The sequence below is a fragment of the Actinosynnema sp. NPDC059335 genome (genome assembly GCF_042752395.1).
Lineage (GTDB): Bacteria > Actinomycetota > Actinomycetes > Mycobacteriales > Pseudonocardiaceae > Actinosynnema.
The window spans coordinates 1-24,017 of sequence record NZ_JBHYXZ010000031.1 but is presented as its reverse complement, the minus strand read 5'-3'; the positions used below and the strand labels follow the sequence as shown (position 1 = coordinate 24,017).

25 protein-coding genes, 2 tRNA genes and 1 pseudogene are annotated in these 24,017 nt (G+C 70.6%); 10 read left to right on the top strand and 18 right to left on the bottom strand.

Annotated elements, in window-relative coordinates:
• The first annotated feature begins 37 nt into the window (after positions 1–37).
• A complete protein-coding gene (locus tag ACFXGA_RS12620) occupies positions 38–514 on the top strand; it encodes a hypothetical protein (RefSeq protein ID WP_378087152.1) in 477 nt (158 codons plus the stop codon).
• On the opposite strand, the gene ACFXGA_RS12615 is transcribed toward ACFXGA_RS12620, so the two are convergent.
• Together ACFXGA_RS12615 and ACFXGA_RS12610 are read right to left on the bottom strand one after the other, a co-directional pair.
• Positions 489–2,732 (bottom strand): ATP-binding protein, encoded by a 2,244-nt coding sequence (locus tag ACFXGA_RS12615; protein WP_378087150.1) that lies wholly within the window; start codon positions 2,730–2,732, stop codon positions 489–491. The genes ACFXGA_RS12620 and ACFXGA_RS12615 overlap by 26 nt on opposite strands.
• Positions 2,733–2,736: 4 nt before the next feature.
• The gene (locus ACFXGA_RS12610) at positions 2,737–4,257 is read right to left on the bottom strand and encodes a phytoene desaturase family protein (protein WP_378087148.1); all 1,521 of its coding nucleotides are present in this window, start codon (positions 4,255–4,257) and stop codon (positions 2,737–2,739) included.
• 132 nt (positions 4,258–4,389) lie between these two features.
• Here ACFXGA_RS12610 and fdhD point away from each other — a divergent pair, with 132 nt between their 5' ends.
• The 4 genes and pseudogenes from fdhD to ACFXGA_RS12590 all read left to right on the top strand — a co-directional run.
• A complete protein-coding gene (fdhD, locus tag ACFXGA_RS12605) occupies positions 4,390–5,214 on the top strand; it encodes a formate dehydrogenase accessory sulfurtransferase FdhD (RefSeq protein ID WP_378087147.1) in 825 nt (274 codons plus the stop codon).
• Positions 5,211–6,374 carry a CaiB/BaiF CoA transferase family protein gene (locus ACFXGA_RS12600; protein ID WP_378087145.1) on the top strand — a complete coding sequence of 388 codons (1,164 nt, stop codon included), beginning with the start codon at positions 5,211–5,213 and terminating at the stop codon, positions 6,372–6,374. The genes fdhD and ACFXGA_RS12600 overlap by 4 nt, the downstream gene beginning before the upstream one ends.
• 46 nt (positions 6,375–6,420) lie before the next feature.
• On the top strand, positions 6,421–7,284 hold the full coding sequence (locus ACFXGA_RS12595; RefSeq protein WP_378087143.1) for an alpha/beta hydrolase: 864 nt from the start codon (positions 6,421–6,423) through the stop codon (positions 7,282–7,284).
• A 77-nt stretch (positions 7,285–7,361) separates the two neighbouring features.
• Positions 7,362–7,697 (top strand): annotated as a pseudogene (locus ACFXGA_RS12590) (methyltransferase domain-containing protein); the annotation flags it as partial.
• On the opposite strand, the gene ACFXGA_RS12585 reads toward ACFXGA_RS12590, so the two are convergent.
• From ACFXGA_RS12585 to tig, 5 genes are all read right to left on the bottom strand, one after another.
• Positions 7,684–8,277: an RBBP9/YdeN family alpha/beta hydrolase gene (locus ACFXGA_RS12585; RefSeq protein ID WP_378087141.1), complete on the bottom strand. Its 594-nt coding sequence runs from the start codon at positions 8,275–8,277 to the stop codon at positions 7,684–7,686. The pseudogene ACFXGA_RS12590 and the gene ACFXGA_RS12585 overlap by 14 nt on opposite strands.
• 13 nt (positions 8,278–8,290) lie before the next feature.
• Complete coding sequence (clpX, locus tag ACFXGA_RS12580; RefSeq protein WP_204841888.1) at positions 8,291–9,571, bottom strand: ATP-dependent Clp protease ATP-binding subunit ClpX; 1,281 nt, start codon at positions 9,569–9,571, stop codon at positions 8,291–8,293.
• A gap of 272 nt (positions 9,572–9,843) precedes the next feature.
• Positions 9,844–10,470: an ATP-dependent Clp protease proteolytic subunit gene (locus tag ACFXGA_RS12575; protein ID WP_378087139.1), complete on the bottom strand. Its 627-nt coding sequence runs from the start codon at positions 10,468–10,470 to the stop codon at positions 9,844–9,846.
• A gap of 28 nt (positions 10,471–10,498) precedes the next feature.
• The gene (locus ACFXGA_RS12570) at positions 10,499–11,107 is read right to left on the bottom strand and encodes an ATP-dependent Clp protease proteolytic subunit (RefSeq protein WP_378087137.1); all 609 of its coding nucleotides are present in this window, start codon (positions 11,105–11,107) and stop codon (positions 10,499–10,501) included.
• A gap of 113 nt (positions 11,108–11,220) precedes the next feature.
• Positions 11,221–12,579, bottom strand: coding sequence for a trigger factor (gene tig, locus ACFXGA_RS12565; protein ID WP_378087135.1), 1,359 nt, complete (start codon positions 12,577–12,579; stop codon positions 11,221–11,223).
• A 1,211-nt stretch (positions 12,580–13,790) separates the two neighbouring features.
• On the opposite strand from tig, the gene ACFXGA_RS12560 reads away from it, so the two are divergent.
• Together ACFXGA_RS12560 and ACFXGA_RS12555 are read left to right on the top strand one after the other, a co-directional pair.
• Positions 13,791–14,696: a LysR family transcriptional regulator gene (locus ACFXGA_RS12560; protein ID WP_378087133.1), complete on the top strand. Its 906-nt coding sequence runs from the start codon at positions 13,791–13,793 to the stop codon at positions 14,694–14,696.
• Between the two features lie 88 nt (positions 14,697–14,784).
• A complete protein-coding gene (locus ACFXGA_RS12555) occupies positions 14,785–15,036 on the top strand; it encodes a hypothetical protein (RefSeq protein WP_378087131.1) in 252 nt (83 codons plus the stop codon).
• Here the strand turns inward: ACFXGA_RS12555 and ACFXGA_RS12550 are convergent.
• On the bottom strand, positions 15,033–15,185 hold the full coding sequence (locus tag ACFXGA_RS12550) for a hypothetical protein (protein ID WP_378087130.1): 153 nt from the start codon (positions 15,183–15,185) through the stop codon (positions 15,033–15,035). The genes ACFXGA_RS12555 and ACFXGA_RS12550 overlap by 4 nt on opposite strands.
• 58 nt (positions 15,186–15,243) lie before the next feature.
• Positions 15,244–15,317 (bottom strand) — tRNA-Pro (locus ACFXGA_RS12545).
• A gap of 61 nt (positions 15,318–15,378) precedes the next feature.
• Here ACFXGA_RS12545 and ACFXGA_RS12540 point away from each other — a divergent pair.
• A tRNA-Gly gene (locus tag ACFXGA_RS12540) sits at positions 15,379–15,449 on the top strand.
• Here the strand turns inward: ACFXGA_RS12540 and ACFXGA_RS12535 are convergent.
• The 8 genes from ACFXGA_RS12535 to ACFXGA_RS12500 form a co-directional block, all read right to left on the bottom strand.
• The gene (locus ACFXGA_RS12535) at positions 15,421–16,575 is read right to left on the bottom strand and encodes a tyrosine-type recombinase/integrase (protein WP_378087128.1); all 1,155 of its coding nucleotides are present in this window, start codon (positions 16,573–16,575) and stop codon (positions 15,421–15,423) included. The genes ACFXGA_RS12540 and ACFXGA_RS12535 overlap by 29 nt on opposite strands.
• Before the next feature lie 98 nt (positions 16,576–16,673).
• Positions 16,674–16,895, bottom strand: coding sequence for a helix-turn-helix domain-containing protein (locus ACFXGA_RS12530; RefSeq protein ID WP_378087126.1), 222 nt, complete (start codon positions 16,893–16,895; stop codon positions 16,674–16,676).
• 16 nt (positions 16,896–16,911) lie between these two features.
• Positions 16,912–18,486, bottom strand: coding sequence for a replication initiator (locus ACFXGA_RS12525; protein ID WP_378087218.1), 1,575 nt, complete (start codon positions 18,484–18,486; stop codon positions 16,912–16,914).
• 26 nt (positions 18,487–18,512) lie between these two features.
• A complete protein-coding gene (locus ACFXGA_RS12520) occupies positions 18,513–19,979 on the bottom strand; it encodes a cell division protein FtsK (protein ID WP_378087125.1) in 1,467 nt (488 codons plus the stop codon).
• Between the two features lie 385 nt (positions 19,980–20,364).
• Positions 20,365–20,958 (bottom strand): hypothetical protein, encoded by a 594-nt coding sequence (locus ACFXGA_RS12515; protein ID WP_378087123.1) that lies wholly within the window; start codon positions 20,956–20,958, stop codon positions 20,365–20,367.
• Positions 20,959–21,064: 106 nt separating this feature from the next.
• The gene (locus tag ACFXGA_RS12510) at positions 21,065–21,319 is read right to left on the bottom strand and encodes an AMED_5909 family protein (protein ID WP_378087121.1); all 255 of its coding nucleotides are present in this window, start codon (positions 21,317–21,319) and stop codon (positions 21,065–21,067) included.
• Complete coding sequence (locus tag ACFXGA_RS12505; protein WP_378087216.1) at positions 21,319–21,516, bottom strand: hypothetical protein; 198 nt, start codon at positions 21,514–21,516, stop codon at positions 21,319–21,321. Before ACFXGA_RS12505 ends, ACFXGA_RS12510 begins: the two co-directional genes overlap by 1 nt.
• A gap of 14 nt (positions 21,517–21,530) precedes the next feature.
• Positions 21,531–21,983: a hypothetical protein gene (locus tag ACFXGA_RS12500; protein ID WP_378087119.1), complete on the bottom strand. Its 453-nt coding sequence runs from the start codon at positions 21,981–21,983 to the stop codon at positions 21,531–21,533.
• Positions 21,984–22,142: 159 nt separating this feature from the next.
• Between ACFXGA_RS12500 and ACFXGA_RS12495 the strand changes: the two genes are divergently transcribed.
• A complete protein-coding gene (locus tag ACFXGA_RS12495) occupies positions 22,143–22,886 on the top strand; it encodes a DUF5919 domain-containing protein (protein ID WP_378087117.1) in 744 nt (247 codons plus the stop codon).
• Between the two features lie 10 nt (positions 22,887–22,896).
• Complete coding sequence (locus tag ACFXGA_RS12490) at positions 22,897–23,370, top strand: NUDIX hydrolase (RefSeq protein WP_378087116.1); 474 nt, start codon at positions 22,897–22,899, stop codon at positions 23,368–23,370.
• Here ACFXGA_RS12490 and ACFXGA_RS12485 read toward each other — a convergent pair.
• Positions 23,355–23,921, bottom strand: coding sequence for an HD domain-containing protein (locus tag ACFXGA_RS12485; protein ID WP_378087114.1), 567 nt, complete (start codon positions 23,919–23,921; stop codon positions 23,355–23,357). The two genes, ACFXGA_RS12490 and ACFXGA_RS12485, sit on opposite strands and share 16 nt — an antisense overlap.
• Positions 23,922–24,017 lie beyond the last annotated feature (96 nt).

Genomic DNA, 24,017 nt, shown 5'->3' with positions numbered 1-24,017 from the left:
TAACGCCTGCGGCCGTTCGGGCGAACCTACGCACGTGATGAGGACCGTGCTCCCCGCCGTGGCCCTGCTCGTGCTGGCCGCGTGCACGAGCGCGCCGCCGAGCCCGCCGGCCGCCGCGCCGGAGGCGTCACCGGCCGCGACCGACGCGGCCGGCCTGACCTGCGCGGACGCGCCGCCGGACGTGGTCGGCGCGGCCCTGGGGCTGCGGCTCAACCACCCGCGGCAGACGATCGCCGGCAACGTCGTGCGCTGCACCTACGACGGCGGCACGACCGAGGTCCGCTTCCGGACCGGCGTCGACGCCGCCTCCTTCGCCGAGGGGCGGCGCGAGCACGGCCAGGTCACCGACCTGCCCGGCTTCCACGACGAGGCGTACCGCGCCACCGCCGTCACGGGCGAGGTCGTCCTGACCGCCGTCGTCGCCCGCGCCGGCGCGATCGAGATCACCGTGACGTCCGGCGCGACCGCCGACCGGGCCCAGCGGCTGGTCACCGACCTCTTCGCCGCCCTCTGAACCACGTGCGGCCCGCGGTCCGCTCGGCCTCCAGCCGCCGCAGCGAGTCGCGGGCCGCCTCGGCCGTGGCGGGGTCGTTCGTCTCGTCCAACCGCCCGGCCGCGTGCCGCAGGTGCTCGGCGGCCCGGTCGGCGTCGCCCAACGACCAGTGCGTGAGCCCGAGGTTGTAGAGCGAGATCGCCTCGCCGTGCGCGTCGCCGACCTCCCGCGCGATGGCCAGGTCCCGCTCGTGGTAGCCGAGCGCTTCGGCGAACCGGCCCGCGCCGCCCAGCGCCTGCCCGAGGTTGCCCAGCACCTGCCCCTCGCCGTGCCGGTTGCCCGTCGACCGGTACACCTCCAGCGCGGCCAGGTAGTGCCGCTCGGCCTCGTCCAGCGCGTCCAGGCGCTCGCAGGCGATGCCCAGGCCGTTGAGGCAGTCGCCCTCGCCGTCCCGGTCGCCGACCTGCCGGCGCAGGTCCAGCGCGCGCCGGTAGAAGTCGATCGCCCGACCGGGGTCGCCCAGGTCGTTGTGCAGCTTGCCGAGGTTCGCCAGGCACCGCGCCTCGCCGTCCCGGTCCCCGGCGGCCCGGTACGCGGCGGCGCTGCGCTCCAGGTGCGGCACGGCCTCCGTGAAGCGGCCGGTCACCGCGTAGGTCGAGGCGATGTTGTTGAGCGAGTGCGCCTGGTCCCGCAGCGACCCCGCCTCGGAGAACAACGCCAACGCGCTCCGGAAGTGGGTCAGCGCCTCGTCGAACCGCCGCAGCCGGTGGTGGGCGCTGCCCAGGCCGTTCAGCGCCTTGCCCTCCCCGATCCGGTCGCCCAGGGCCCGTGCGGAGGCCAGCGCCATCAGCTCGACCGGCATCCACTCCGGGGGGCGGCGCAGGTCGAAGTACCGGAACGACGCGCTGCCCGCGTCGCGCACCTCGGCGTGCCACCCGTGGCGCGCGGCCAGGTCCAGCACCGGCGGCAGGTTGTGCACCTCGCTGTCGAACCAGGCCAGGGCCGCCGAGCGGTCGGCGAACACCTCCCGGGCGGCCGAGCCGGGGTCCAGGTGGCTGTGCACGCCCTTGGCGCGCGTCACGTAGTGGTCCACCAGAGCGCGCTGCGCCGTGCGGCGTGCCTCCTCGGACTCCACGGCGGCGCACCTTTCGGCGGCGTAGATGCGCAGCAGGTCGTGGAACCGGTACTCGTCGGCCACCACACCGCGCTGGAGCAGGTGTGCGCGCCGTAATCGGATCAACAACACCCCGGCCAGGGCGGGCGTGACGCCGGCCAGCGCGGCGGCGGTCGCGGCGGTGACCGTGCGACCGGGGTGGAGCGCGGCCAGGCGGAACATCCGCGCCTGGTCCGCGGGCAGCCGCGCGTAGGAGGCGTTGAACGCCGTGCGCACGTCGACCGAGTCGTCGTAGGCCAACTCGCTCAACCGGTCGTGCGCCGCGCCGATGGACTCGGCGAACCGGGTCAGGTCCTCGCCCCGCCGGTCGGCCACCACCTCGGCGACGATCCGCAACGCCAGCGGCAGGAAGCCGCACGACCCGGCCAACGCGCCGGCCGCCGCCGGGTCGGTGGCGATCCGGTCGTCGTCCGGGTCCACGGCGCGGACCGCGTCCTCCAGCACCGCTACGGCCTCGGCGGCGCTCATCACGTCCAGCTCGATCCGCCGCGCGCCGGGCACCGGCAGGGTGTCCCGGCTGGTCAACACCATGCGGTGGGCCCGACCGGCGGGCCGCAACGGCAGCACCTGGTCGGCCGACGACGCGTTGTCCACCACGACCAGCACGGCCGGGCGCGCCGCCAGCTGCGACCGGTACAGCGCCTCGCGATCGCCCTGGCCGGGAGGGATGGCCTCGCCGGGCACGCCGAGCGCGCGGAGCAGGGAGGCCAACGCGTCGTTCGCGCTCAACCGCCGGTCGTCGTTGTACCCCTGGGCGTCCACGAACAGCACGCCGCCGGGGAACCAGCCCGCCCCGACCGCCAGGTGCGCGGCCCGCACCACCAGCGCCGACTTGCCCACCCCGGCCAGGCCCACCACGGCCAGCGCGGTCCGCTCGCCGGCGGGCGACAGGAAGTCCCGCAGCGCGTTCAGCTCCGCGGCCCGGCCCACGAACCCCTCGTCCACCGGCAGGCTCGCCGGGGTCACCGGCGCGGCCGGCCCCACGACGGTCAGCGAGTCCACCCGGCCGACCTGGAGCACCGGGCCGAACACGGTGCCGCTGATCTCGTTGTGGACGTCGCTCACGGCGTCACCGCTCCAGCACCGCCATGGCGGCGTTGTGCCCGCCGATCCCGCTGACCCCGCCGCCGCGCCGGGCCCCCGCGCCGCAGACGAACAGGTTCGCCACGTCGGTCTCCACGCCCCACCGGCCCACCTCCTCCTCGTGCTCGGCGAACGGCCAGGCCAGCTCGTCGTGGAAGATGTTGCCGCGCGGCAGGCCCAGCTCCGACTCCAGGTCCAGCGGCGTGCGCGCCTCCAGGCACGGCTCGCCGTTCGCGTCCCTCGCCAGGCACGACTCGATCGGCTCCTCCAGGTGGGCGTTCAGCCCGGCCAGGTACCGGCCGACCAGCTCGTCCCGCAACCCCGCGTTGTCCCGCTCGAACAACGCGGCGGGCGTGTGCAGGCCGAACAGCGTCAACGTGTGCCACCCGCGCGCCACCAGCTCCGGCGCGAGGATCGACGGGTCGGTCAGCGTGTGGCAGTACATCTCCGCCGGCAGCACCGACGGCGTCCGACCGGCCGCGCTCTCCCGGTACGCCGCCTCCAACTGCCCGTACGACTCGTCCACGTGCAGCGTCCCGGCGAACGCCACCCGGGGGTCCACGCCGCTGCGGAACCTCGGCAGCCGCTCCAGCAGCATGTTCACCTTCACCTGGCAGCCCTCGGCCACCGGCGCGGCCGGCCGACCGCGCAGCCGGTCCAAAGTGGACGGAGCGACGCCGCTCAGCACGAACCTCGCCCCCACCGTGCGGCCGTCGTAGTCCACCTCGGCCGTCACGCCGTCCGCCTCGACGCGGGTCACCTCGGCCCGCGTCACGACCTCCGCCCCGGCCTCGCGCGCCACCCGCAGCAACTCGCCGGTGACCGCGCCCATGCCGCCCACCGGCACCTGCCACTCCCCCGTGCCGTTGCCGATCACGTGGTAGAGGAAGCACCGGTTCGCCTTCAGGTCGTGCAACGACGCGTGCGTGCCGATCAACGCGTCCGTGGCGACCACGCCGCGCACCACGTCGTGCGCGAACAGCTCCTCCAGCGTCTCGCCCAGCGGCCGCTCCACCACCTGGTCCCACAGCCGCATCCGCGCCACCGAGTCGACCCGCAGCCGGGCGTGCTCGCGGGACAGCAGCGGCTCCAGCAGCGTCGGCGACAACGCCTCCGCCAGCACCTCCAGGTCGTCGTACCAGCGCCGCCACCGCTCCCACTCGGCGTCCGAGCCGGTCAGCGCCCGGAACGACGCGGCGGTCGCCGGGCCCGGGTCGCGCTCCACCAGCAGGTCGCCCGCCGGGGTGTAGGACGACGCCGACCGCGACCGCAACGCCACCCGCAGCCCCAGGTCCGCCACGATCCGGTCGGGCAGCAGGCTGACCAGGTACGAGTACCGCGACAGGCGCGCCGGCACGCCCGGGAACGCCTCCTCGCTCACCGCCGCGCCGCCGACGTGGTCGAGCTTCTCCAGCACCAGCACCGTGCGACCCGCCCGCGCCAGGTACGCGGCCGCCACCAGCGCGTTGTGCCCGCCGCCGACCACCACCACGTCGTAGGTATCCACGCACCCGACTCTGCCAGACGACGCCGCCGCGATCCCGCGGCTGCCCGCGCGGGTCCGAAGTGGACGACCACCCCGCCCCGCAGTCCGTAACCTGGACCGCGAGACCACCCGGCCAGCAGAAGGAGGCACGCGATGGGGCGGGTCACCGTGCGTCGTCCAGTCGTCACGTTCGCGCGACGGACGTCCCGCAAACGGGTCGACGCGCTCGCCGCCGAGGAGCCGTTGGAGCTGCGGGTGGGCGGCAAGGCGCTCACCGTGACCATGCGCACCCCCGGCCACGACGTCGAGCTGGCGCACGGCTTCCTGTTCGGCGAGGGCGTCATCACCGGTCTGGAGGACATCGCCGTCGCGCGGTTCTGCGAGGGCGCCGGCCCGGACGGCGTCAACACCTACAACGTGCTCGACCTCACCCTCGCCGAGGGCGTCGCGCCGCCGGACGCGAGCGTGGAGCGCAACTTCTACACCACGTCGTCGTGCGGCGTCTGCGGCAAGGCGGCGTTGGACGCGGTCAAGCTCAAGACCAGGCACTCCCCCGCCCACGACGACTCCACCGTCGACGTGGACGTCCTCGCCGGCCTGCCCGACGAGCTGCGCCGGCGGCAGAAGGTCTTCGCCGCGACCGGCGGCCTGCACGCGGCCGGGCTGTTCACCACCACCGGCCAGGCGCTGGTCGTCCGCGAGGACGTGGGCCGGCACAACGCGGTCGACAAGGTCCTCGGCTGGGCCGTGCTGCAGAACCGCGTCCCGCTGGCGGGCACCGTGCTCATGGTCTCCGGCCGGGCGTCGTTCGAGCTGGTGCAGAAGGCCGCGATGGCCGGCGTCCCGGTGCTCGCCGCCGTCTCCGCGCCGTCCTCGCTGGCCGCCGACCTGGCCGAGGAGCAGGGCGTGACCCTGGTCGGGTTCCTGCGCGGCGACTCGATGAACGTCTACACCGGCCACGACCGGGTCGCCGCGTGAGACCCCTGGACGGGGTGCTCGTCGTCAGCCTGGAGCAGGCCGTCGCGGTGCCCTACGCCACCCGGCTGCTGGCCGACCTGGGCGCGCGGGTGGTCAAGGTCGAGCGCCCGGAGGGCGACTTCGCCCGCTACTACGACACCGCCTGCGGCGAAGTCTCCTCCTACTTCGCCTGGACCAACGTCGGCAAGGAGTCCCTCACCCTCGACCTCAAGCACCCCGACGCCCGCGACGTCCTGCGCCGCCTCGTCGCCACCGCCGACGTGGTCCTGTGCAACCTCTCGCCGGACGCCGCGCGCCGGCTCGGCGTGGACGCCGCCTCACTCCGGCAGGTGAAACCCGATCTCGTGATCGGCGAACTCTCCGGCTACGGGCAGCCGGGGCCGTACGCGGCGCGCAAGGCGTTCGACGCCCTGGTCCAGTCCGAGACCGGCCTCATCGACCTCACCGGGCAGGACGACGTCACCGCGCGGGTGGGCATCTCGGTGGCCGACATCGCCGCCGGCGTCCAACTCCAGTCCGCCGTCCTGGCCGCCCTCCTGCACCGCGCCCGGACCGGCGAGGGCGCCACCCTCGGCCTGTCCCTCTTCGAGGCGATGGCCGAGTGGATGCACCAGCCCATGCTCTACGCCGCCGGCACCGGCCGAGCCGCGCCGCGGACCGGCGCGCACCACGCCACCATCGCCCCGTACGGCCCGTTCCCGTGCGCGGACGGCACCGTCCACGTGGCCGTGCAGAACGACCCCCAGTGGCGACGCCTGTGCCGCCTCCTCGACCGCCCCGACCTCGCCGACGACCCCCGCTTCACCACCGTCGCGTCCCGCGTGGCCCACCGCGACGAGCTGCACGCCCAGCTCGACTTCACCCGCTGGACCGCCGCCGACCTGCTCCGGGCCCTGGACGAGGCGGACGTGCCCGCCGCCCGGACCCGCGGCGTCGCCGACCTCCCGACCCACCCGCAGCTCGTCGCCCGCGACCGGCGGGCCACCGTCCCGGTGCCGGGCGGCCACGTCACCGCCCTGCGCCCGCCGGTCGACTCGTCGGCGTGGACGTGGACCCCGGCGCCGGTGCCCGCCCTCGGCGAGCACACCGACCACGTGCTGCACGGGCTCGGCTACACCCCGGAGCAGATCGCGGAACTGCGCAGCCGCTCGGCGATCTGAAGAAACGCGAGCGCGGTTCACAGCGATGTGCCCGGAGGGGTGAACCATGCTCAGCAGACGGACGGCGCTCACCGCGCTGGCGGGCGGCGCGCTGGCGACCGCGGGCGTGACCGCCGCGCTGCACGGCAACGCGCCGCTCGGCGAGGCCCTGCGCCACGCGCTCGGCGTGGCGGGCCCGGTGCCGGCCGTCCAACGCGCCGTGGTCACGATCGAACGCGTCCGCTCCGAGCACCGGGGGCGCGACGTGGACCTGCTCACCATGGTGCCGCCGAACACCCGCACCGAAGACCTGCCCATGTCGATCCTGCTGCACGGCCGCCACGGCACCGCCCGCCTCGCGTCCGTGGCGAACATGGACGCGGTGCTGGTCGCGGCCGTCGCCCGGCGCCAGATCCCGCCGTTCGGGTTCGTCGCGGTGGACGGCGGCGACCACTACTGGCACGAGAACGTGCCCGGCGACGACCCCCTGGCCATGCTGCTCGACGAGGTGCCCCGCTGGCTGCGGGAACGCGGCTTCGGGGCCCCGTTCGCCTGCACCGGCGTGTCGATGGGCGGCTTCGGCGCGCTCCTCTACGCCCGCCGGCGCCACGAGCGCCGCGACCCGGTCCGGGCCGTCGCCGCCATCGCCCCCGCCCTGCTCACCGACTGGGCGGAGATGTCGCAGCGCGGCGCGTTCGCGAGCCCCGCCGCCTGGGCCGAGCTGGACCCGCTGAAGAACACCGACAAGCTGGGCGCGACGCCGATCGGCGTCTGGGCGGGCGACCGGGACCGCTTCATCACCGGCACCCGCCGGTTCATCGCCGCCACCCGGCCCGCCGTGGCCTCCATCGTCCCCGGCGGCCACGACGACGCCCTCTACCGCAAGGTCGTCCCCGACGTCATCCGCTTCCTCGGCAAGCGCGTTCCCTGACGCCCACGGTTCCTCCACACGGCTGTGGTTGCCTGACCCCATGCCGACCACGGTGACCGTGCTGCGCGCAGGCGCTCCCGCTGGAGGACGACAGCGTGGACCGCGCCCGGCTCGACCGGGTCCTGCACCGGGTCCCCGACCCGGCCGCCGTCCTGGCCGAGTTGCGCCGCGTGCTGCGCCCCACCGGTCGCGCCGCGCTGGCGCAACCGGACTGGGAGACCCTCGCCGTGGACCCCGGCCCGGTGGCCGTGAACCTGGCGTTCAACCGCTTCGTGTGCGACCGGGTCGTGCCGCACTCGGTGGTCGGCCGGCAGCTCGCCCGCCTGGCCGCCGACGCGTGGCTGACCGACCTGCGCACGGGCCCGTTCCTGGCCTCGTTCACCCTCTTCCGGGTGACCGTCACCGCGGCGTGAGCGGCACCCGCCCGCTGCGGACCCACTTCAGCACCGCGCTCCACGGACCGTAGCCGGCGTCCACGTTCAGGTGACCGCCGCCCACGATCACGTCCAGGTCCACGCGCAACGCCTCGGCCAGCTCCTTGGCCTGCGCCAACGTGCAGTAGGAGTCGCCCTCGCCCGCCACCAGCCGGGTCGACACCGCCGCCCGCCGCACCGCCGTCGGGTCCAGCCGCGGCCCCAGGAAGTCCCGGATCAGCGGCTCGCCGTCGTAGTCGGGCGCGGGCGGCGCGACCAGCAGCACCCGGTCGACCCGCAGCGCCTCGTCGAACTCGCCGGCCGCGTGGTGCAGCCACAGCAGCGCGGCCAGCGAGTGCGCGACCACGACCCGTTCACCCGAGTCGGGCGCCGGCATCGCGGCCAGGTGCGACCGCAGCTCCGCCAGCCACGCCGGCAGGCTCGGCGCGTCCGGGGAGCTGAACAGGGGCAGGTCGACCGACCCACCGTGGTGGGCCAGTTCGCCTGCCAGCCAGTTCTGCCAGTGCTCCGGCCCGGAGCCGCCCAGGCCGTGCAGGATCAGGACGTGCGGGAGGGACAACCCGGACCGGTCCTCAGGCGGACTTCTCGCGGCGCTCGCGCCGCGAGGGCTGCCGCGCCACGATGGTCGGGTTGACGTTCTCCTTCACGGTCTGCTCCGTGATGACGACCTTGGCGACGTCCGTGCGGCTGGGGATGTCGTACATCACCGGCAGCAGAACCTCTTCCATGATCGCCCGCAGGCCGCGGGCGCCGGTGCCCCGCAGGATCGCCTGGTCCGCGACCGCCTCCATCGCCGTCCGGGTGAACTCGAGCTCCACCCCGTCCATCTCGAACAGCTTCTGGTACTGCTTGACCAGCGCGTTCTTCGGCTCGGTGAGGATGCGGACCAGCGACGCCTTGTCCAGGTTCGTGACACTCGCGACCATCGGCAACCGGCCGATGAACTCCGGGATCAGACCGAACTTGATCAGGTCCTCGGGCATCGACTCGGCGTAGTAGTCCGCCGCGTCGACCTCGGCCTTGGTGCGCACCTCGGCGCCGAAGCCGAGCCCGCGCTTGCCGACCCGGTCCTGGATGATCTTGTCCAGGCCCGCGAACGCGCCCGCCACGATGAACAGCACGTTCGTCGTGTCGATCTGGATGAACTCCTGGTGGGGGTGCTTGCGCCCGCCCTGCGGCGGCACGGAGGCCGTCGTGCCCTCCAGTATTTTCAGCAGCGCCTGCTGCACGCCTTCACCGGACACGTCGCGCGTGATCGACGGGTTTTCACTCTTTCGAGCGATCTTGTCGACCTCGTCGATGTAGATGATGCCGGTCTCGGCGCGCTTGACGTCGTAGTCCGCCGCCTGGATGAGCTTGAGGAGGATGTTCTCCACGTCCTCGCCCACATAGCCCGCCTCGGTCAACGCCGTGGCGTCCGCGATGGCGAACGGCACGTTCAGCATCTTGGCGAGCGTCTGGGCCAGGTAGGTCTTGCCGCACCCGGTCGGACCGAGCATGAGGATGTTCGACTTGGCGAGTTCCACGCCGTCGTCGCGGCCCTCACGCCCGCGGTCACCTGCCTGGATGCGCTTGTAGTGGTTGTAGACCGCCACCGAGAGCGTGCGCTTGGCCTCGTTCTGGCCGATCACGTACTGGTCGAGGAACTCGTGGATCTCGGCGGGCTTGGGCAGCTCGTCGAGCTTGACGTCGCCGGCCTCCGCGAGTTCTTCCTCGATGATCTCGTTGCAGAGGTCGATGCACTCATCGCAGATGTAGACACCCGGTCCGGCGATGAGTTTTTTCACCTGCTTCTGGCTCTTGCCGCAGAAAGAGCACTTCAGCAGGTCGCCGCCGTCACCGATACGTGCCATGACCGCTGACCTCTGTCCCCTCCGGCGCACGACCTGGTGAGGTGCGCCTGACTGCTGATGTGGCGAGTGCCCGCTGGGTGCGGGGTCCGCCCGTTCCCCTCGACGGTACCTGTCCTACCCGCCTGTGCGGGAGGACCAGCGTGCCCCCGACACGCCGAACCGGGCAGGACCCCTGGTCGGCTCGGGGGGGGGGGGCCCCCCCCCCCCCCCCCCCCCCGCCCCCCCGCGGGGCCCCGGGGGGGGGGGCGCGCCCCCCCCACGCCACGCCGGGACTACTTCGCCGAGAGCTTCCGGTAGGGCAGGACGCTGTCGACGATGCCGTACTCCTTGGCCTCGTCGGCGGTGAGGATCTTGTCGCGCTCGATGTCGGCGCGCACCTGCTCGGGCGAGCGGCTGGTGTGCCGCGCGAGCGTGGTCTCCAGCAGCCGGCGGACCCGCTGGATCTCGTTGGACTGGATCTCCAGGTCGGAGACCTGCCCGTAGACGCCCTCGGTGGCCGGCTGGTGGATCAGGATCCGGGCGTTCGGCAGCGCGTGCCGCTTGCCGGGGGTGCCCGCCGCGAGCAGCACGGCCGCCGCCGAGGCCGCCTGGCCCAGGCAGTAGGTCTGGATGTCCGGGCGGACGAACTGCATGGTGTCGTAGATGGCCATCAGCGAGGTGAACGAGCCACCGGGCGAGTTGATGTACATCAGGATGTCGCGGTCGGGGTCCTCCGACTCCAGCACGAGCAGCTGGGCCATCACGTCGTTGGCCGACGCGTCGTCCACCTGCACGCCGAGGAAGATGATGCGCTCCTCGAACAGCTTGTTGTACGGGTTGGACTCCTTGATGCCGTAGCTGGTGCGCTCGACGAACGACGGGAGCACGTACCGGGACTGCGGCGCGTGGAACTGGCTCACTTCAGGTCTCCTGGTGCTCTGCTCGCGGTCAGTTGGTCGTCGCCTGGCTGGCACGGGTGATCACCTTGTCCACGAAGCCGTACTCGAGGGCTTCCTGGGCGGTGAACCAGCGGTCGCGGTCCGAGTCGGCGATGATGCGCTCGACCGGCTGACCCGTGTGCTGCGCGATGAGCTCGGCCATCTCGTGCTTGGTCCTGGTGAGCATGTCCGCCTGGATCGCGATGTCCGCCGCCGTGCCGCCGACACCGGCCGAGGGCTGGTGCATGAGGATGCGGGCGTGCGGGAGCGCGTGCCGCTTGCCGGGCGTGCCCGCGGAGAGCAGGAACTGCCCCATCGAGGCGGCCAGGCCCATCGCGTAGGTGGCCACGTCCGGCTCGATGAGCTGCATCGTGTCGAAAATCGCCATGCCCGCGGTCACCGAGCCGCCGGGCGAGTTGATGTAGAGCGTGATGTCCTTCTCCGGGTCCTCCGCGGCGAGCAGGAGGAGCTGGGCGGTGATCTGGTTGGCGATGCCCTCTTCGACCTGCGACCCCAGCACGATGATCCGCTCGCGGAGCAGGCGCTCGTAGACCGAGTCGTTGAGGTTCATCCCCGTGGCCGCTCGCATCAAGGGCGTCGGGAAGGAATGCTGCGTCACGTCTGCCTGCCTAACTTTGCCGACTAGCTGTGCCGAAAAGAGTCTCGTAGCAACGACCTTAACGAAGGCGGGCGGCGTCGACGTCCCGACACCGCCCGCGTTCGCTCAGGGCTTCACTCCGCGTTCGCGGGTTCCTGCTCCTCAGTGGACTTCGTCTCGCCGAAGAGCTCGTCCAGGTCCAGGGTGTTGCCGGCGGAGTCCTTGACGGTCGCCTGCCGCACGACCGAGGCCAGCGCCTTGCCGCGGCGCACGTCGGCGAAGATCGCGCCGAGCTGGCCGGACTGCTGCGCCCGCTTGACGTACTCGTCCGGGCTGATGCCGAACCGCTGGGCCTGGTAGATGATGCGCTCGGTCAGCTCGGCGTCGGTGACGTTGAGCTGCTCGGCGTCGGCGATCGCGTCCAGCACGAGCTGGGTCTTGACCGCCTGCTCGGACGCCTGGCGGACCTCGGCGTCGAACTCCTCCTGGGTCTGGCCCTGCTCGGCCAGCCACTCGGCGAAGCGCGCCTCGTCGTGGTCGAGCGCGTGGATGGCGTCGTGCGCCCGCGCCTCGACCTCGCCCTGCACGACGGCCTCGGGCAGCGGCACGTCGACGCTGGCCAGCAGCGCCTCCAGCACCTTGTCCCGGGCCTGGACGCCCTGCTGCATCTTCTTCACGCGGGCCAACCGGGTGCGCAGGTCGGCCTTCAGCTCGTCCAGCGTGTCGAACTCGCTGGCGAGCTGCGCGAACTCGTCGTCCAGCTCGGGGAGCTGGCGCTCCTTGACCGAGTTCAGCACCACGATGACCTCGGCGTCGCGGCCCGCGTGGTCGCCGGCGACCAGGGTGGTGGTGAAGTTCTTCGACTCGCCCTCGGACGCGCCGATCAGGGCGTCGTCGATGCCCTCGACGAGCTGGCCGGACCCGATCTCGTAGGACAGACCGGTCGTCTTGGCCTCCTCGACCTCCTCGCCGTCCACCGTCGCCGACAGGTCGACCACGACGAAGTCGCCCTGCTGGGCGGGGCGCTTGACGCCGGTGAGGGTGGCGAAGCGGGCGCGCAGCTCGTCGAGCTGGGTGTCCACGTCCTCGTCGGTGACCTCCTGGTCGTCGACGCTGACGGTCAGCTCGCCGAACGCGGGGACCGTGATCTCGGGGCGGACGTCGACCTCGGCGGTGAACGCCAGCGACTCGCCGTCCTCGATCTTGGTCACCTCGAAGTCGGGGCGGCCCAGGGTGCGCAGCTCGCCGGAGGTGACGGCCTCCAGGTACTTGGCCGGGATGGCCTCCTGGACGACCTCGTCCAGCACGGGCGCGCGGCCGATGCGGCTCTCCAGCACGCGGGCGGGGGCCTTGCCGGGGCGGAAGCCGGGGATGCGGACCTGCTTGGCCAGCTTGCGGTACGCGCGGTCGAAGTCCGACTTGAGCTCGTCGAACGGCACCTCGACGTTGATCCGGACCCGCGTCGGGCTCAGGTGCTCGACGGTGCTCTTCAACGTGGTCTCCTCGTAACGGGCATGACGTGCGGAACACCCCGGGGAACGCGTGGGCGCGTGCCGGGATTCCGCCTGAGTCTAGGCGGTCGGCGGACGCGGCGGCGCTAGCACCCCGGCTCCGGGTGCCGCAACCGGGCGTGACGGCGGGCCCGACGGCCGCCGCCGGCCATTGCGGCGGCAATACCGGGTGGCCGGGAATGCCTTCGCCGGCGCTTCGGGAATTCGCGCGGGCGGCGGAATTTCACCCTTTCGAGGGGGTTGTCGGCCAGGGGCTCCGCCGCGCCGCTCCATACCGCCGTCCGGACGCACCCGCCGGGCCCCCGCGTCCACCTCGCGGGACGGCCGCCGCGGGCGGTGGAAATCACAACGCTGGTTCCTAACCACCCGCCGCCGGCGCGCCCCGGCTGTCCCGCCGGGCCGCCCGCCGCGACCGCCAACCACGGCCGGCAGCTTCACGTCAACGGGCTAGCAGACCGCATTTTCGCGGTTTCGCCAGAGGCGATTCGGGTGTACCTATGCGGCCCAACGGTCGATCGACAGGGTGATCCGTTACTCCGTTCGAGTGGCAATGGGAGCCGTGAGCACTGCGGAGAGCGTCAGCACCGAGCGAGGCGGGACCCAGGTCGTGTAACACGTATGTCGTAGAGGCGACTAACAGTCGGCAACCATCGCGGAGGGGAGGTTCGCCACAAAGAGTGAATTGAGGCCGTTTGGAGTAGCGCTCGCCAGAAAACTTTCACTTGTCGAGATGACTCCAACCGCCGTAGTCCATTAGTGTGGGTTTCAGGTAGCGTGACGCCCGGATCCGCATGTTGGACCAGCAATAATTGGCGTTGCCGGACGTTCTGGGGGGTCAGCAGCGGACGCAACCGGCAACCGGGACCGACAGGAACGAGCGAGACAATGTCATCGAGCTCTTTAACCACCTACCAGACAAGGTGCCGATGACCCGATGAGATCCATTCCGCCGCTGCCGAACACTAACCCAGGACCACCACTGGGCGCCGGCTGTCGCTTCGGGGTCCGACCGGCCCCCGGGGAGCCTCCCGGCCACCGCGTTCCACCCCTGGCGGTAGCGCGGCGATGTTGATCGACCTCGGGCCGCGCCTGATCAGCACGGCCAGGTCAACTGCCGCCACGCACAAGAGATCACGATGCCGTCCCGTACCGGCCTCATCGTGGACCACTTACACGCACCGTTGGGGAGCTCCATGGAGACGCGTCAGCTTTTGGCGTTCACAACTGTGGTTCAAACGGGCAGTTTCACCAAGGCAGCCGCCACGCTGAATTGCTCACAACCCACTATAACCACTCGGATCAAGGCGCTCGAGGAGACCCTCGGCGTCCCCCTGTTCCGACGACTTCCGCGCGGCATCCAGATGACCTCTGCCGGTGTCGAGCTATTGCCTTTCGCGCGGAACATCATCACCCTGACCGACAAGGCCAGGAAAGCGATCACGATGAACGGCGAGCCGCACGGCAAGCTGGTCATCGGCAGCGCACAGAGTCTGACCGACTACCGTCTGCTACCACTGATCGAGTACATGTGCTGGCGCTACCCGAGCGTCCAGATCTCACTCCACTCGCGCAACACCCAGGCCAACCTGACCTCGGTGCGCGAGGGACGGCTCGACTGCACCTTCTTCATCGGCTCCGTGGAGCCCCGCGAGGGGTTGGAGACGACGGTGCTGTGCCCCGAGCCGTTGGTCATGGTCGCCGGGCCGACCCACGCCCTGACCAGGCGTTCGGTGATCACCGAGGACGAGCTGCGCGGGAGCACGCTCATCCGGGCCGAGAACGGCGCCAGTTACTACGAGCAGTTCGAGCAGGCGCTGGGCCTGCAGGACGCCGAGTCGAAGTCGCCCGTGCTGGCGCTCGACTCGATCGACGCCGCGAAGCGGGCGGTCGCCTCGGGCCTGGGGATCTCGCTCGTCCCCGAGGTGACGGTCGCGGCGGAGCTCGCCGACGGCCGGCTGCGCCGACTGCCCTGGGTGCCGCCGTTCCGGGTGTACACGCAGTTCGCGTGGCGCCAGGACAACTCCACCAACCCGTCCGTGACGGCGCTCGTGTCGGCGGCGGCGCAGGTGGTCAGCGAGCAGGTGGCGACCCCGGCGTGACACTGGGAGCCGTTCTTGAGCACCCGGGCGCGGGTGTGCTCAAGAACGGCCCGCGTTTCACGGGGCCGGCGGCGGGTAGGTCGAAGCCATGACGGTGAAGGCGAGTGACCTGCGCGCCCTGCTGGCGTCCGATGTGCCGGACCCCACCCTGGTGCTGGTCGAGGGCAGGGTCGAGGTGGTCAAGGTCGACGACCTGGACACCGACGGCCTCCGCGGTGCGATGCTGCTCGTGTCGAGGGCCGAGCTGCTGGGCCGGGGCGTCGACGAGAGTTCGCCGGACGACGCGCTGGAACGTGAGGCGGCCACGATCTCCACCGCCGTCAACGAGCTGGGCGGCTAGTCGCGGTCGTCGTCCTCGGGGACCACGCCGGGCTCCTCGGCCTCGACCCCGTAGCCGGGCGCCTGCTCGGGCGCCCCCTGCCCGGGGTCCGCGGCGGCGATGCGGGGCTTGCCGAACTCGGGGTCGGGCTCGAACGGCGCGGTCGTCATGGCGGACGGCTACCCGCGAAGAGGCCCTGACCAACCACCGGGCTGGCCAGGGCGACCGTCGGGGCGACAGGATTTGAACCTGCGACCCCCCGCTCCCAAAGCGGGTGCGCTACCAAACTGCGCCACGCCCCGGTCCACCTCAGCCTATCGCGACCGGCTAAGCTAACCACGCGCCCACCCCGGTGGCCGCGATGCGGGTGTAGCTCAATGGTAGAGCCCCAGCCTTCCAAGCTGGTCATGCGGGTTCGATTCCCGTCACCCGCTCTCTACTCTTCTCGCTGGTAGACCGCTTGCTGACCGTCCCTCGTGGACGGTTTCTTGCTTTATGCGGATCTTCCGTGCCCCTCGCGTGCCCCTCCTCCTCCGCCGTGCCCTTCTCGGCGCTCACCAGAGCCTCGATCCCCGCCGCGATGCTCCGCCCCCGCTCCTCCCGCGCGTGCAGGTAGATGAGCGCCGCGCGGGTGGAGCTGTGCCCCATCCGGTCCATGAGTTCGCGGAGCGTCGCCCCGGTCTCCGCCGCCAACGTGTTCCCGGTGTGCCGGAGGTCGTGCAGGTGGACATCAGGCATTCCCGCGGCCTGCCTCGCCTTGTCCCAGATGTGCCAGAAGTTGTTCCGCTTCGGCCTGCCGCCCTTCGGCCCGACGAACACCCAGGCATCTTCGTCGTCGTCCACGAAGTGACTGAGGTGTGCCTCGATCTCCTCGCCGAGGAACGGCGGCAGCGTGACCGGCCTCTTGCTCTTGGCCTTTGGGTCGTCCTCGAACAGCGGCCCGGAGTCCGGCTGCACCGTCTGCCGCTCGACCTGGACCACGCAGAACGTCCGCTCACCGTCATGGACGACCGAGAAGTCACGCCGCTTGAGGCCCACCATCTCGGCGAACCGCAGACTGCCGAACGTCGCCAACAACACCATCAGGCGATACCGCTCCTCGATGGCGTCAGCCGCCTCGAACACCTGCTGGAGACTGCCCGTAGGCCGTTCCGGGCTCCGCTCCTGGCCGCCGCCCTTGATCGTGCACGGGTTGTGCTTGAGGAGCCGTTCCTCGGGTGCCGCCGCCGTGTTGAGGACCGCCCGCAGGAACCGGTACGCCTTGGCGACCGTCACCTCCCCCACACCGTCGTCCTGCATCTCTTTCCGCCACCGCCGCACTCGCGAAGGCGTCAGGTCGGCGAGCATCACGTCACCGATCCTCGGTCCAACGTGGTTGCGGAGCAGGCCGTCATACAGCTCGACCGTCCGCACCGCCAGGTCCCGCTCCTTGATCCACGCCTCCGCGTAAACCCGCAGCTTAATCTTCCCCGCGTCCGGGTTCGTCCAGTCGTTGCGAAGAATGTCCGTTTCCACGGTGCTCAACCACTGGTCGGCATCCTTCTCCCGCTCGAACGTCATCGGCGCGGTGTGCTGCCTGCCGTCCGGTCCCTGGTACCGCGCCTGCCACCGCCCCGAAGGCAGTTGGCGAACCCGCCCGAACCTCCGCCGCCTGTCGCTCACGACACCCTCCGCAGGTGTTGCCGAACGGCGTTGGGGTCGAACGCCTCTACCCGACCGGCCTCGATGAAGGCATCGAGGTCTGCCTTCTTGAACCTGATCAGTCGCCCAAGTCGGTGAAACGGGATGCGACGCTCCGCGACCAACCGCCGGACGAAGCGCTCCGTGGTGCTCATGTACTCAGCCGCTTCCGGCACGCTGAAGTGCTTCTGCTCTTGCATTGGTGATCCCCCCAGATCAGGCCGCTTGGCCGGTTGCCGAACTCTCTTGTCCACCGGCCGACGCGAGCAGCGCCGCCGTGTACTCCGCCTTCCACCTCCGCCGCTCCGCGACCGCCCGCAGAAGCAGGTGAGGTCTCGGGGGCACGTTCGGGTCACCGGGCTGGACGTTGTTCCAGACGACCCGTCTGGGCTGGTCGTCCTGCTTGATCCCGACATCGGCGAGCAGTTGCCGAACGAACTTCACCCGGTCGTGCTTGTGGTCGGCGAGCGACTTGCCCGACCACTTCCGGGACACCAGTACCCGCCGGCCAGCGACGCCTAGAGTTGAGCGCTTGTGCGCCTTGCCCTTGCACTTGCCCGGCTCCATCGACAGCCGAGCGCCGCGCGGCTGGACGCCGTAGAGCAGCCAGACCTGGCACTGCGGCGAGCAGGGCGTGACGGCCAGCTCGGCGCAGAGCCGTTCGGCGTGGTCCTCCTGGCGACTGGTCCGGGCGTCGAAGCACTCGCCGATGCTCTTGGTCAGGTACTTCGTCAGGTAGCCGATGTGCCGACCGGCCTCCTCCGTGCCGCCGAGGATGCCCTTGGCGTGCACTTGCACCCCGAACCGGGCGACGTGCGCGGGCGCGTCCACCTGGTCCAGTGCTTCATCCCAAGTCGGGAGCGGTGCACGGGTGGTGGGGTCAACGAACCCCTTCGCCTGCGAGTCCCACACCGGCCGGTTGTCGCCGTTGTACTTGATCTCGTCGTGGTTGGGCCACCACACCTGGTGGTAAGTGGCTTCAGCGACCGCCCGCAGCTCCGCACGCGAGATCGAGCCCCGGATAGCGGCGTGCCAGTGTGGCGCCAGTCGCCGCTGAGGTTCGACGGTCGAGAAGTACTGCACGTCCCACCCGACGCACCGCCGCAGGTTCTGCACGAACCGGTCGAGCAGTGCCGCGAAGTGCACCGCGTCCCGAGCCGCCCGCCGGTAGTCGTACCGGGCAGGGTCAACCGGAGTGCCGTCCGACCGCACCTTGCCGTAGCTGTCCAACGTCAACGTCAGGAACGTGGACGGTTGATACTTGCCGCCGAACACCCGCCCGACCGTGCGCTTGGTCACCGGCCGCCGAGGCAAGTTCGGCGCGTCCTGCCGCCGCCTGGTCGACCGCTTCCGCACCGCCCGTGGCCGGGCCTCCAACGCCGGGAGCTTCCCGCGGACTCCGAGCTGCCGCAGCTCCGCATCAACCCCGGTGATCTCCTCCCGCACCTCCTCCGCTCCGATCTCGTCGCCCTCATCGACCGCCGCCCGGTACGCCTTGACCAGATCGGCCCGGAAGGCCGCCAGCGCCCGCTGATCCTCTGTTGGCGGGTCCGGGGTGAAGTCGGGTTCCTCGGTCAGGTGCCACCCCTCCCGACACTGGGCCATCCGTAGCCGCCGGTTCTTCTCCGCGCACGTCGGGCACACACTGGCGACCGTCGAGCCGCATGGAACGGGCACGATGTCCACCCGCCCGGTGTCCAGGTCGATCCGCTCCTTGGCCAGCGGCCGGACGCACACGCCGTGCTCCTCAGCCACCGCCCGAGCCACATCCAGCGCCGCCGGCTGCTTCATCCGGTCGGCACGGGTCAGGTACTCGCTCACGCCGCGACCTCCCCACTACCGTCCGGCCGGGTCGGGAAGTCGTGCACCTCTGCATCGGCCAGAAAGACGCTCAGCTCGACCAAGTCAGCGTCGGTGACGTGGAAGGCCCGAGCCCGCTCCGGCTCCCGCTGCCCGTCCTGCTTCACCCAGGCGACACCGGGCGTGTTCTCGCTGATCTCGTGCGCCGCCGCGCCCCGCTGCCGCACGCCATCGCCAAGCACCATGTCCACCTGCTGCGGCTCATCCACGCGCAGCGCCACGCGGGTGCTGAACAGGTGCCGGAACCCAACGACCTCCTTGCGCGGGTCCTGGACCAGGCCCACCACGGCATAGCCGGGCGCACGCCCCTGTGAGGTGATGGTCTGGATTGCCCGAGCGGCCCGCTCGCGGAGCTGCTTGTCCTGCTGGTAGGCGACCAGGTCAGCCAGCTCATCGACCACCAGGACCGTGAACGGCTCTCCGGTCGAGCGCGCCCACAGCCGTCGAACACCCCGATACCGCGCCGCCCGCTCCTTCACCTCAGCGGCGATCTCCTCAAGCAGGGCAACGGCTTCCGACCCGTTGTCGTAGACCACGCGGTCGAAGGCGTCGGGGCACTGCCCCAGTTCCATCCCGCCCTTCGGGTCGATCCCCACCAGCCGAACCAGACCAGACCGAACAGCCGGGGCGAGCTGCCACACGATCGACCACAACACCGAGCCCTTGTCCGCACCGGGCACACCGACCACGAGCACCTGAGACCCCAGCAACCGCAGCCGCCACGGCCTACCCGTCTCCGTCCGCCCGACCACCACCCGCTTGAGATCCACCTCGGCATCCGTCAACGCGGGCACCGACAGGGGACGCAACAGCGGGTCACGGTGGACGAAGTCCAGCTCGATCGCCCTCGGCCGCAGCACCCGCACCCGACACGACCGAGCGCCGAACGAGTGCGCCAGACCCTCACGCCGCAGCTCCCACGCCTCCGGCGACTGCGCGGGCACCATCCGCACCCGAACCCGGTCCCTCCAGCCCTCCGACCGCACCCGCCGCAGCCTCGGTCGGTACTCACGACCACGGTCACGCTTGGACAGATCGGCGAGCCGCATCACCGACCGCCACCTCGGCACGTACACCGTCGCCCGCCGCCACTCGGTCACCAGCCGGTAGCAGCCGTGCCGCAGGAACGACCCACGATCCAGACCCGCCCAGATGCTCAACGCGGCGACCAGCGACAACAGTGCGAGAACGAGCGGTGAGAGGCCGAACCTGCACCAGCACCAGGCCGCCGTCAGCGGCACCACCGTGACCATCGGGTACCGGACGACGACGAGCACCAGGCGCACGACGCCGACCAGGACCAGCCACACCAGCGCCACCACGGCGGTGATCCACTTGGCCTTGCCCGGCACGAGCGCCCACCACGGCACCCGAGGCCGGACACCCTCGAACGGAGCCGGGTCCACCCACTTCCCGTCGCCCATCACGCACGCCCCACGGGGGCGAAGATCAGCTGCAACCAGCCCAAACAGGAACAGCAGACGAGCTGGTTGGGCGCGTAGACCCCGAACCGCCCGCACGCCCCGCAGGGGCGACCGTTGGACAGCTTCCACACCGACGGGGCAACACGCCGACTTGACGCACGCACCCCACGAACCGATAGCCTAGACATGACCGGAACCCCTTGTGTGTCAACAAAAGCGCGCGAGAAGGCCCGGTCGGTTGTGTCGTCGGTGAACAGGTCCAGGCCCGCCAAGACTTGAGGTCCGTTCACCGACGACCACCACCGACAGGTTCAGTGATCGTCTTCAGGTCTTACGTTCGATGTGGGCGGACACCGCCGCATCCGCTGCCCGCCCACACCACCGATCAGCAGTCGAACGGGCCGGGCATCCAGGGCAGCCAGGAGACCGTCCCGGCACGAGTGATCTTGAACCGGGTCTGCTCGCCGTCCTCTCGCCACTCGTGCGCCGTGGCGTGACCGGCCGCGACCAGGTCCAGACAGGCCAGCCGCACCATGCCCTCATCGGCATCGGCCGCCGTCGCCAGGTCCGCGACACTCCACTCCCGCGACGGCACGAGCACCAGCGCATCCGCGACCCGGTACACCACCGGGAACGAGTAACCCACCGGCTCGCCCCGCGCCGGCTCCTCGGCCGACAGACGCGCCCCCATCACCGGCACCAACCGCGGATCCCGCCACAGGTCCGCGCCACTCAACCAGTCGTGCGGCACCACCGGACCGCCCCAGTAGGCAAGCCCTTCGGGCGATAGCCGATGCCGATGAACGGAGGCGGCTCCCTGCAACGTCCCCTCATCGACCGACACGTGCCCCAGCTCGACAAGGTCACGGCAGATGTGACGCACCGCCGAATACGACGCCCCCGCCGACCGCGCCAACGACCGCAACGACCACTCCTCATGCGGGTAGCCGACGAGCCGGCGCATCACCGCCTCGAACATCAACGGCGTGTACCCGGCACCCGACAACCGCTCCAACGACAACCCGTCCCGCACCACACGGCCGAGCCCGGCACCGGCCCTACCACGGGACCGCTCCACAGCCTGATCAACGCTCATCCGAAACAGCCCCCTCAGCCTTGGCACGCTCCCGCTTGGCCCAATACAGCGCCTCGTGGTGATGACCCCGATCAACCTCCGCGACCCGCGCGTACACCTCCGCCGACCGCAGGTAGAACTCCCGCCACACCTCCGAGGACGCACCGGGCGCGGGCATCAGGTGCGTCAACGCCTCGTGCGCGTCCTTGAGCAACGTCACGCCGAACGCCGCCACCCACGGATCGGCCTTCTTCGGCTGAGCCATCACGCACCCCCAACCTGAGGCGGAGTGCCCAACGCGGCCTGCCCCTCGGCGATCGCCTGCGCCAGACGCGGCAACGCGTCACGGTCAACGACCAACACCGCCGGGAACGCGTTGCCAAGCCGGAACTCCACCCTCCCCGCGAACACCAGCGGCTCGACCCGAATCGGCAGGTCAGCCGTGACATGCAAACGGACCATGTCAGCCACCTGGGTCACGCGGCCTTGGGCGCGGACTTGACGACAACCGGCTTCATCCCGGTCGCTCGCAGGCTGTACCCGAGCTTCGCCCGGCACCGGTGCCGCTCACCACCGTGGCTCCCCCGGCACGCCTTGTCGTCAATCCACGGCGTCACCGTCAGCCCTTCGAAGACCACCGGCCGCACGTCGGTACCGGGAATCGCCTCCGGCGGCACCGGCTGATGCGGGGCCGCGATCTTCACCGTCACCACGGCGTCCGTCTTCCGCTCCGCCGCCTGGTCGATCACCAGGACCGACCACACCAACAACCCGGACTCCTTGTCCGTCTCCTGCTGCACCGGCAGTCCCTTCGCCCGCTCCTCGGCCGACTGGAACCTGAGCACCGGCTCCACGCCCATCACCAGCGCGCCACGGGGGAACACGAAGTCGTGCGACGTGGGGAGCCTGCTCCCGCCCGAGATCGCCACAGCCGTTCTCCTGTCATCGGTGTCGGCTGGACCCTCTGTCCAGCACCTTGACACCGACCACTTTCGGCAGAAATGGGGGACGTCAGCACCACATAGCGGGACATCTGAAGACGTCCTTGCTACGTTGAAGACGTCCCAACTCGTTCCACAGGGGGAGCCATGCCGAACCAACGCCTACGAGACTCGTTGCTACGCAACGGATTCGACCTCAACCAGGTGGCCAAGGCCACCGGCGTGGACCCCAAGACAGTCGAACGCTGGATCAACCTCGACCGAACCCCATACCCCCGCCACCGCCGCACCATCGCGGCCATGGTGCGCGAGGCCGAGACCTACCTCTGGCCCAACGCACTCGCCCCGGATGTCAAGAAGGAGATCACTCAATCGGAGGTCGTGCAGGTCTACCCGCACCGCCACTCCGTCCCCCAGGAGCAGTGGACCCACCTGGTCGACCAAGCCCGCCTCAACATCTCGATCTTGGTGTATGCGGGCATGTTCCTGGTCGACAACCCAAGCCTGATCAAGACCTTCCGCCAGAAGGCCGAGACAGGCGTCAAGATCCGCCTACTGTTGGGTGACCCCGCCAGCCGCGAGGTAGCCCGCCGCAGCGAGGAGGAGGGCATCGGCAAGGGCACCCTCGCCGCAAAGGTCCGCAACGCCCTCGCGTTCTTCAAGCCTCTGGCCGACACCGGCCACGCCGAGATCCGCTGCCACCGCACCACGCTCTACAACTCGATCTACCGCTTCGATGACGAGATGCTGGTCAACACCCACGTCCACGGCTTCATGGCAGCCCACGCCCCGGTCCTACACCTGCGCCGCCTCTCCGGAGGCGACCTTTTCGAGACCTACGCCGAGAGCTTCCAGGGCGTCTGGGACGACGCCAAGCCACCCAAGTGGTAGGCAGGGAACCATGGCGCGCACCGACCACTACAACGACCCCAACGCCCCCAAGGCGACCAACATCGTCGTAGCCGTGACCGCGTTCGTCCAGGACGACCAAGGCCGCCTGCTCATGATCCGCCGCACCGACAACGACCTCTACTCCATCCCCGGCGGAGCCCAAGACGTAGGCGAGACCATCGGCCACACTGTCATCCGCGAGGTCAAGGAAGAGACCGGCTACGACGTAGAGCCGACCGACCTCATCGGCATCTACTCGGACCCGGCACACGTCATTTCGTACACTGATGGCGAGGTTCGCCAGGAGTTCTCGATCTGCTTTCGCGCTCGCCTGGTCGGTGGCGAGCTGCGCACCAGCAGCGAGTCCAGCGAGGTCCACTGGGTGCAGCGCGACGATGTGAGCACGCTCAACATCCACCCGTCGATCCGACTGCGGATCGAACACGGCTTCGAGAACCGGCCGAAGCCCTACTTCGCCACCTGACCGTGCCCGAACTCCCGTAGGCGCTCCTCAGTCTTCTCAACTGCGGCTTTCAGTTCGGGCTCAGCCTGCTTGATGAAGACGGTCACAACGTCTTCCGGCCCGTAACGCTTGTGAATTTCACGAAGCCGATCATCAACCGTCGTTGTCTCACCGTCTGGGCTGGTCGTCATATCTGCCCACCAGAGCGCATCACGCACCGCGGACTGCTCGTCCTCCCACGAAGCCAACTCCGCTGACAACCCCCTCAACTCGGCTTCCCTGCGCGCGCACGAGTGATGCGCCACCAGCGCACACAGCCGTTCCGGGAAGCCCTGTTGTTCGAGGTAACGAGCACCGTCGAGCGGATGGAACCCAGTCGACGCCAGATCAGGCGCATACCCCACGTCATGCAACAGAGCCGCCGCCGTCAGCAGCTCCTGGTCTTGCCCGACGAACAGCCGCTGAGCCACCCCGACCCGCGCCGCAACACCCTGCACGTGCGCCCACCGTCGAGGCAACGAGTCAGCAAGCCGGTCCTCGGCGACCGAGTAGGCCCATGCAACGAGATCCACGCCCTCACCCTAGGCAGCCAGACCTCATCACGACAGCTCACCATCCCCAACCTCCTGCACTGCCGAATTCCGCTCTACAGGATCAAGGCGCGCCGC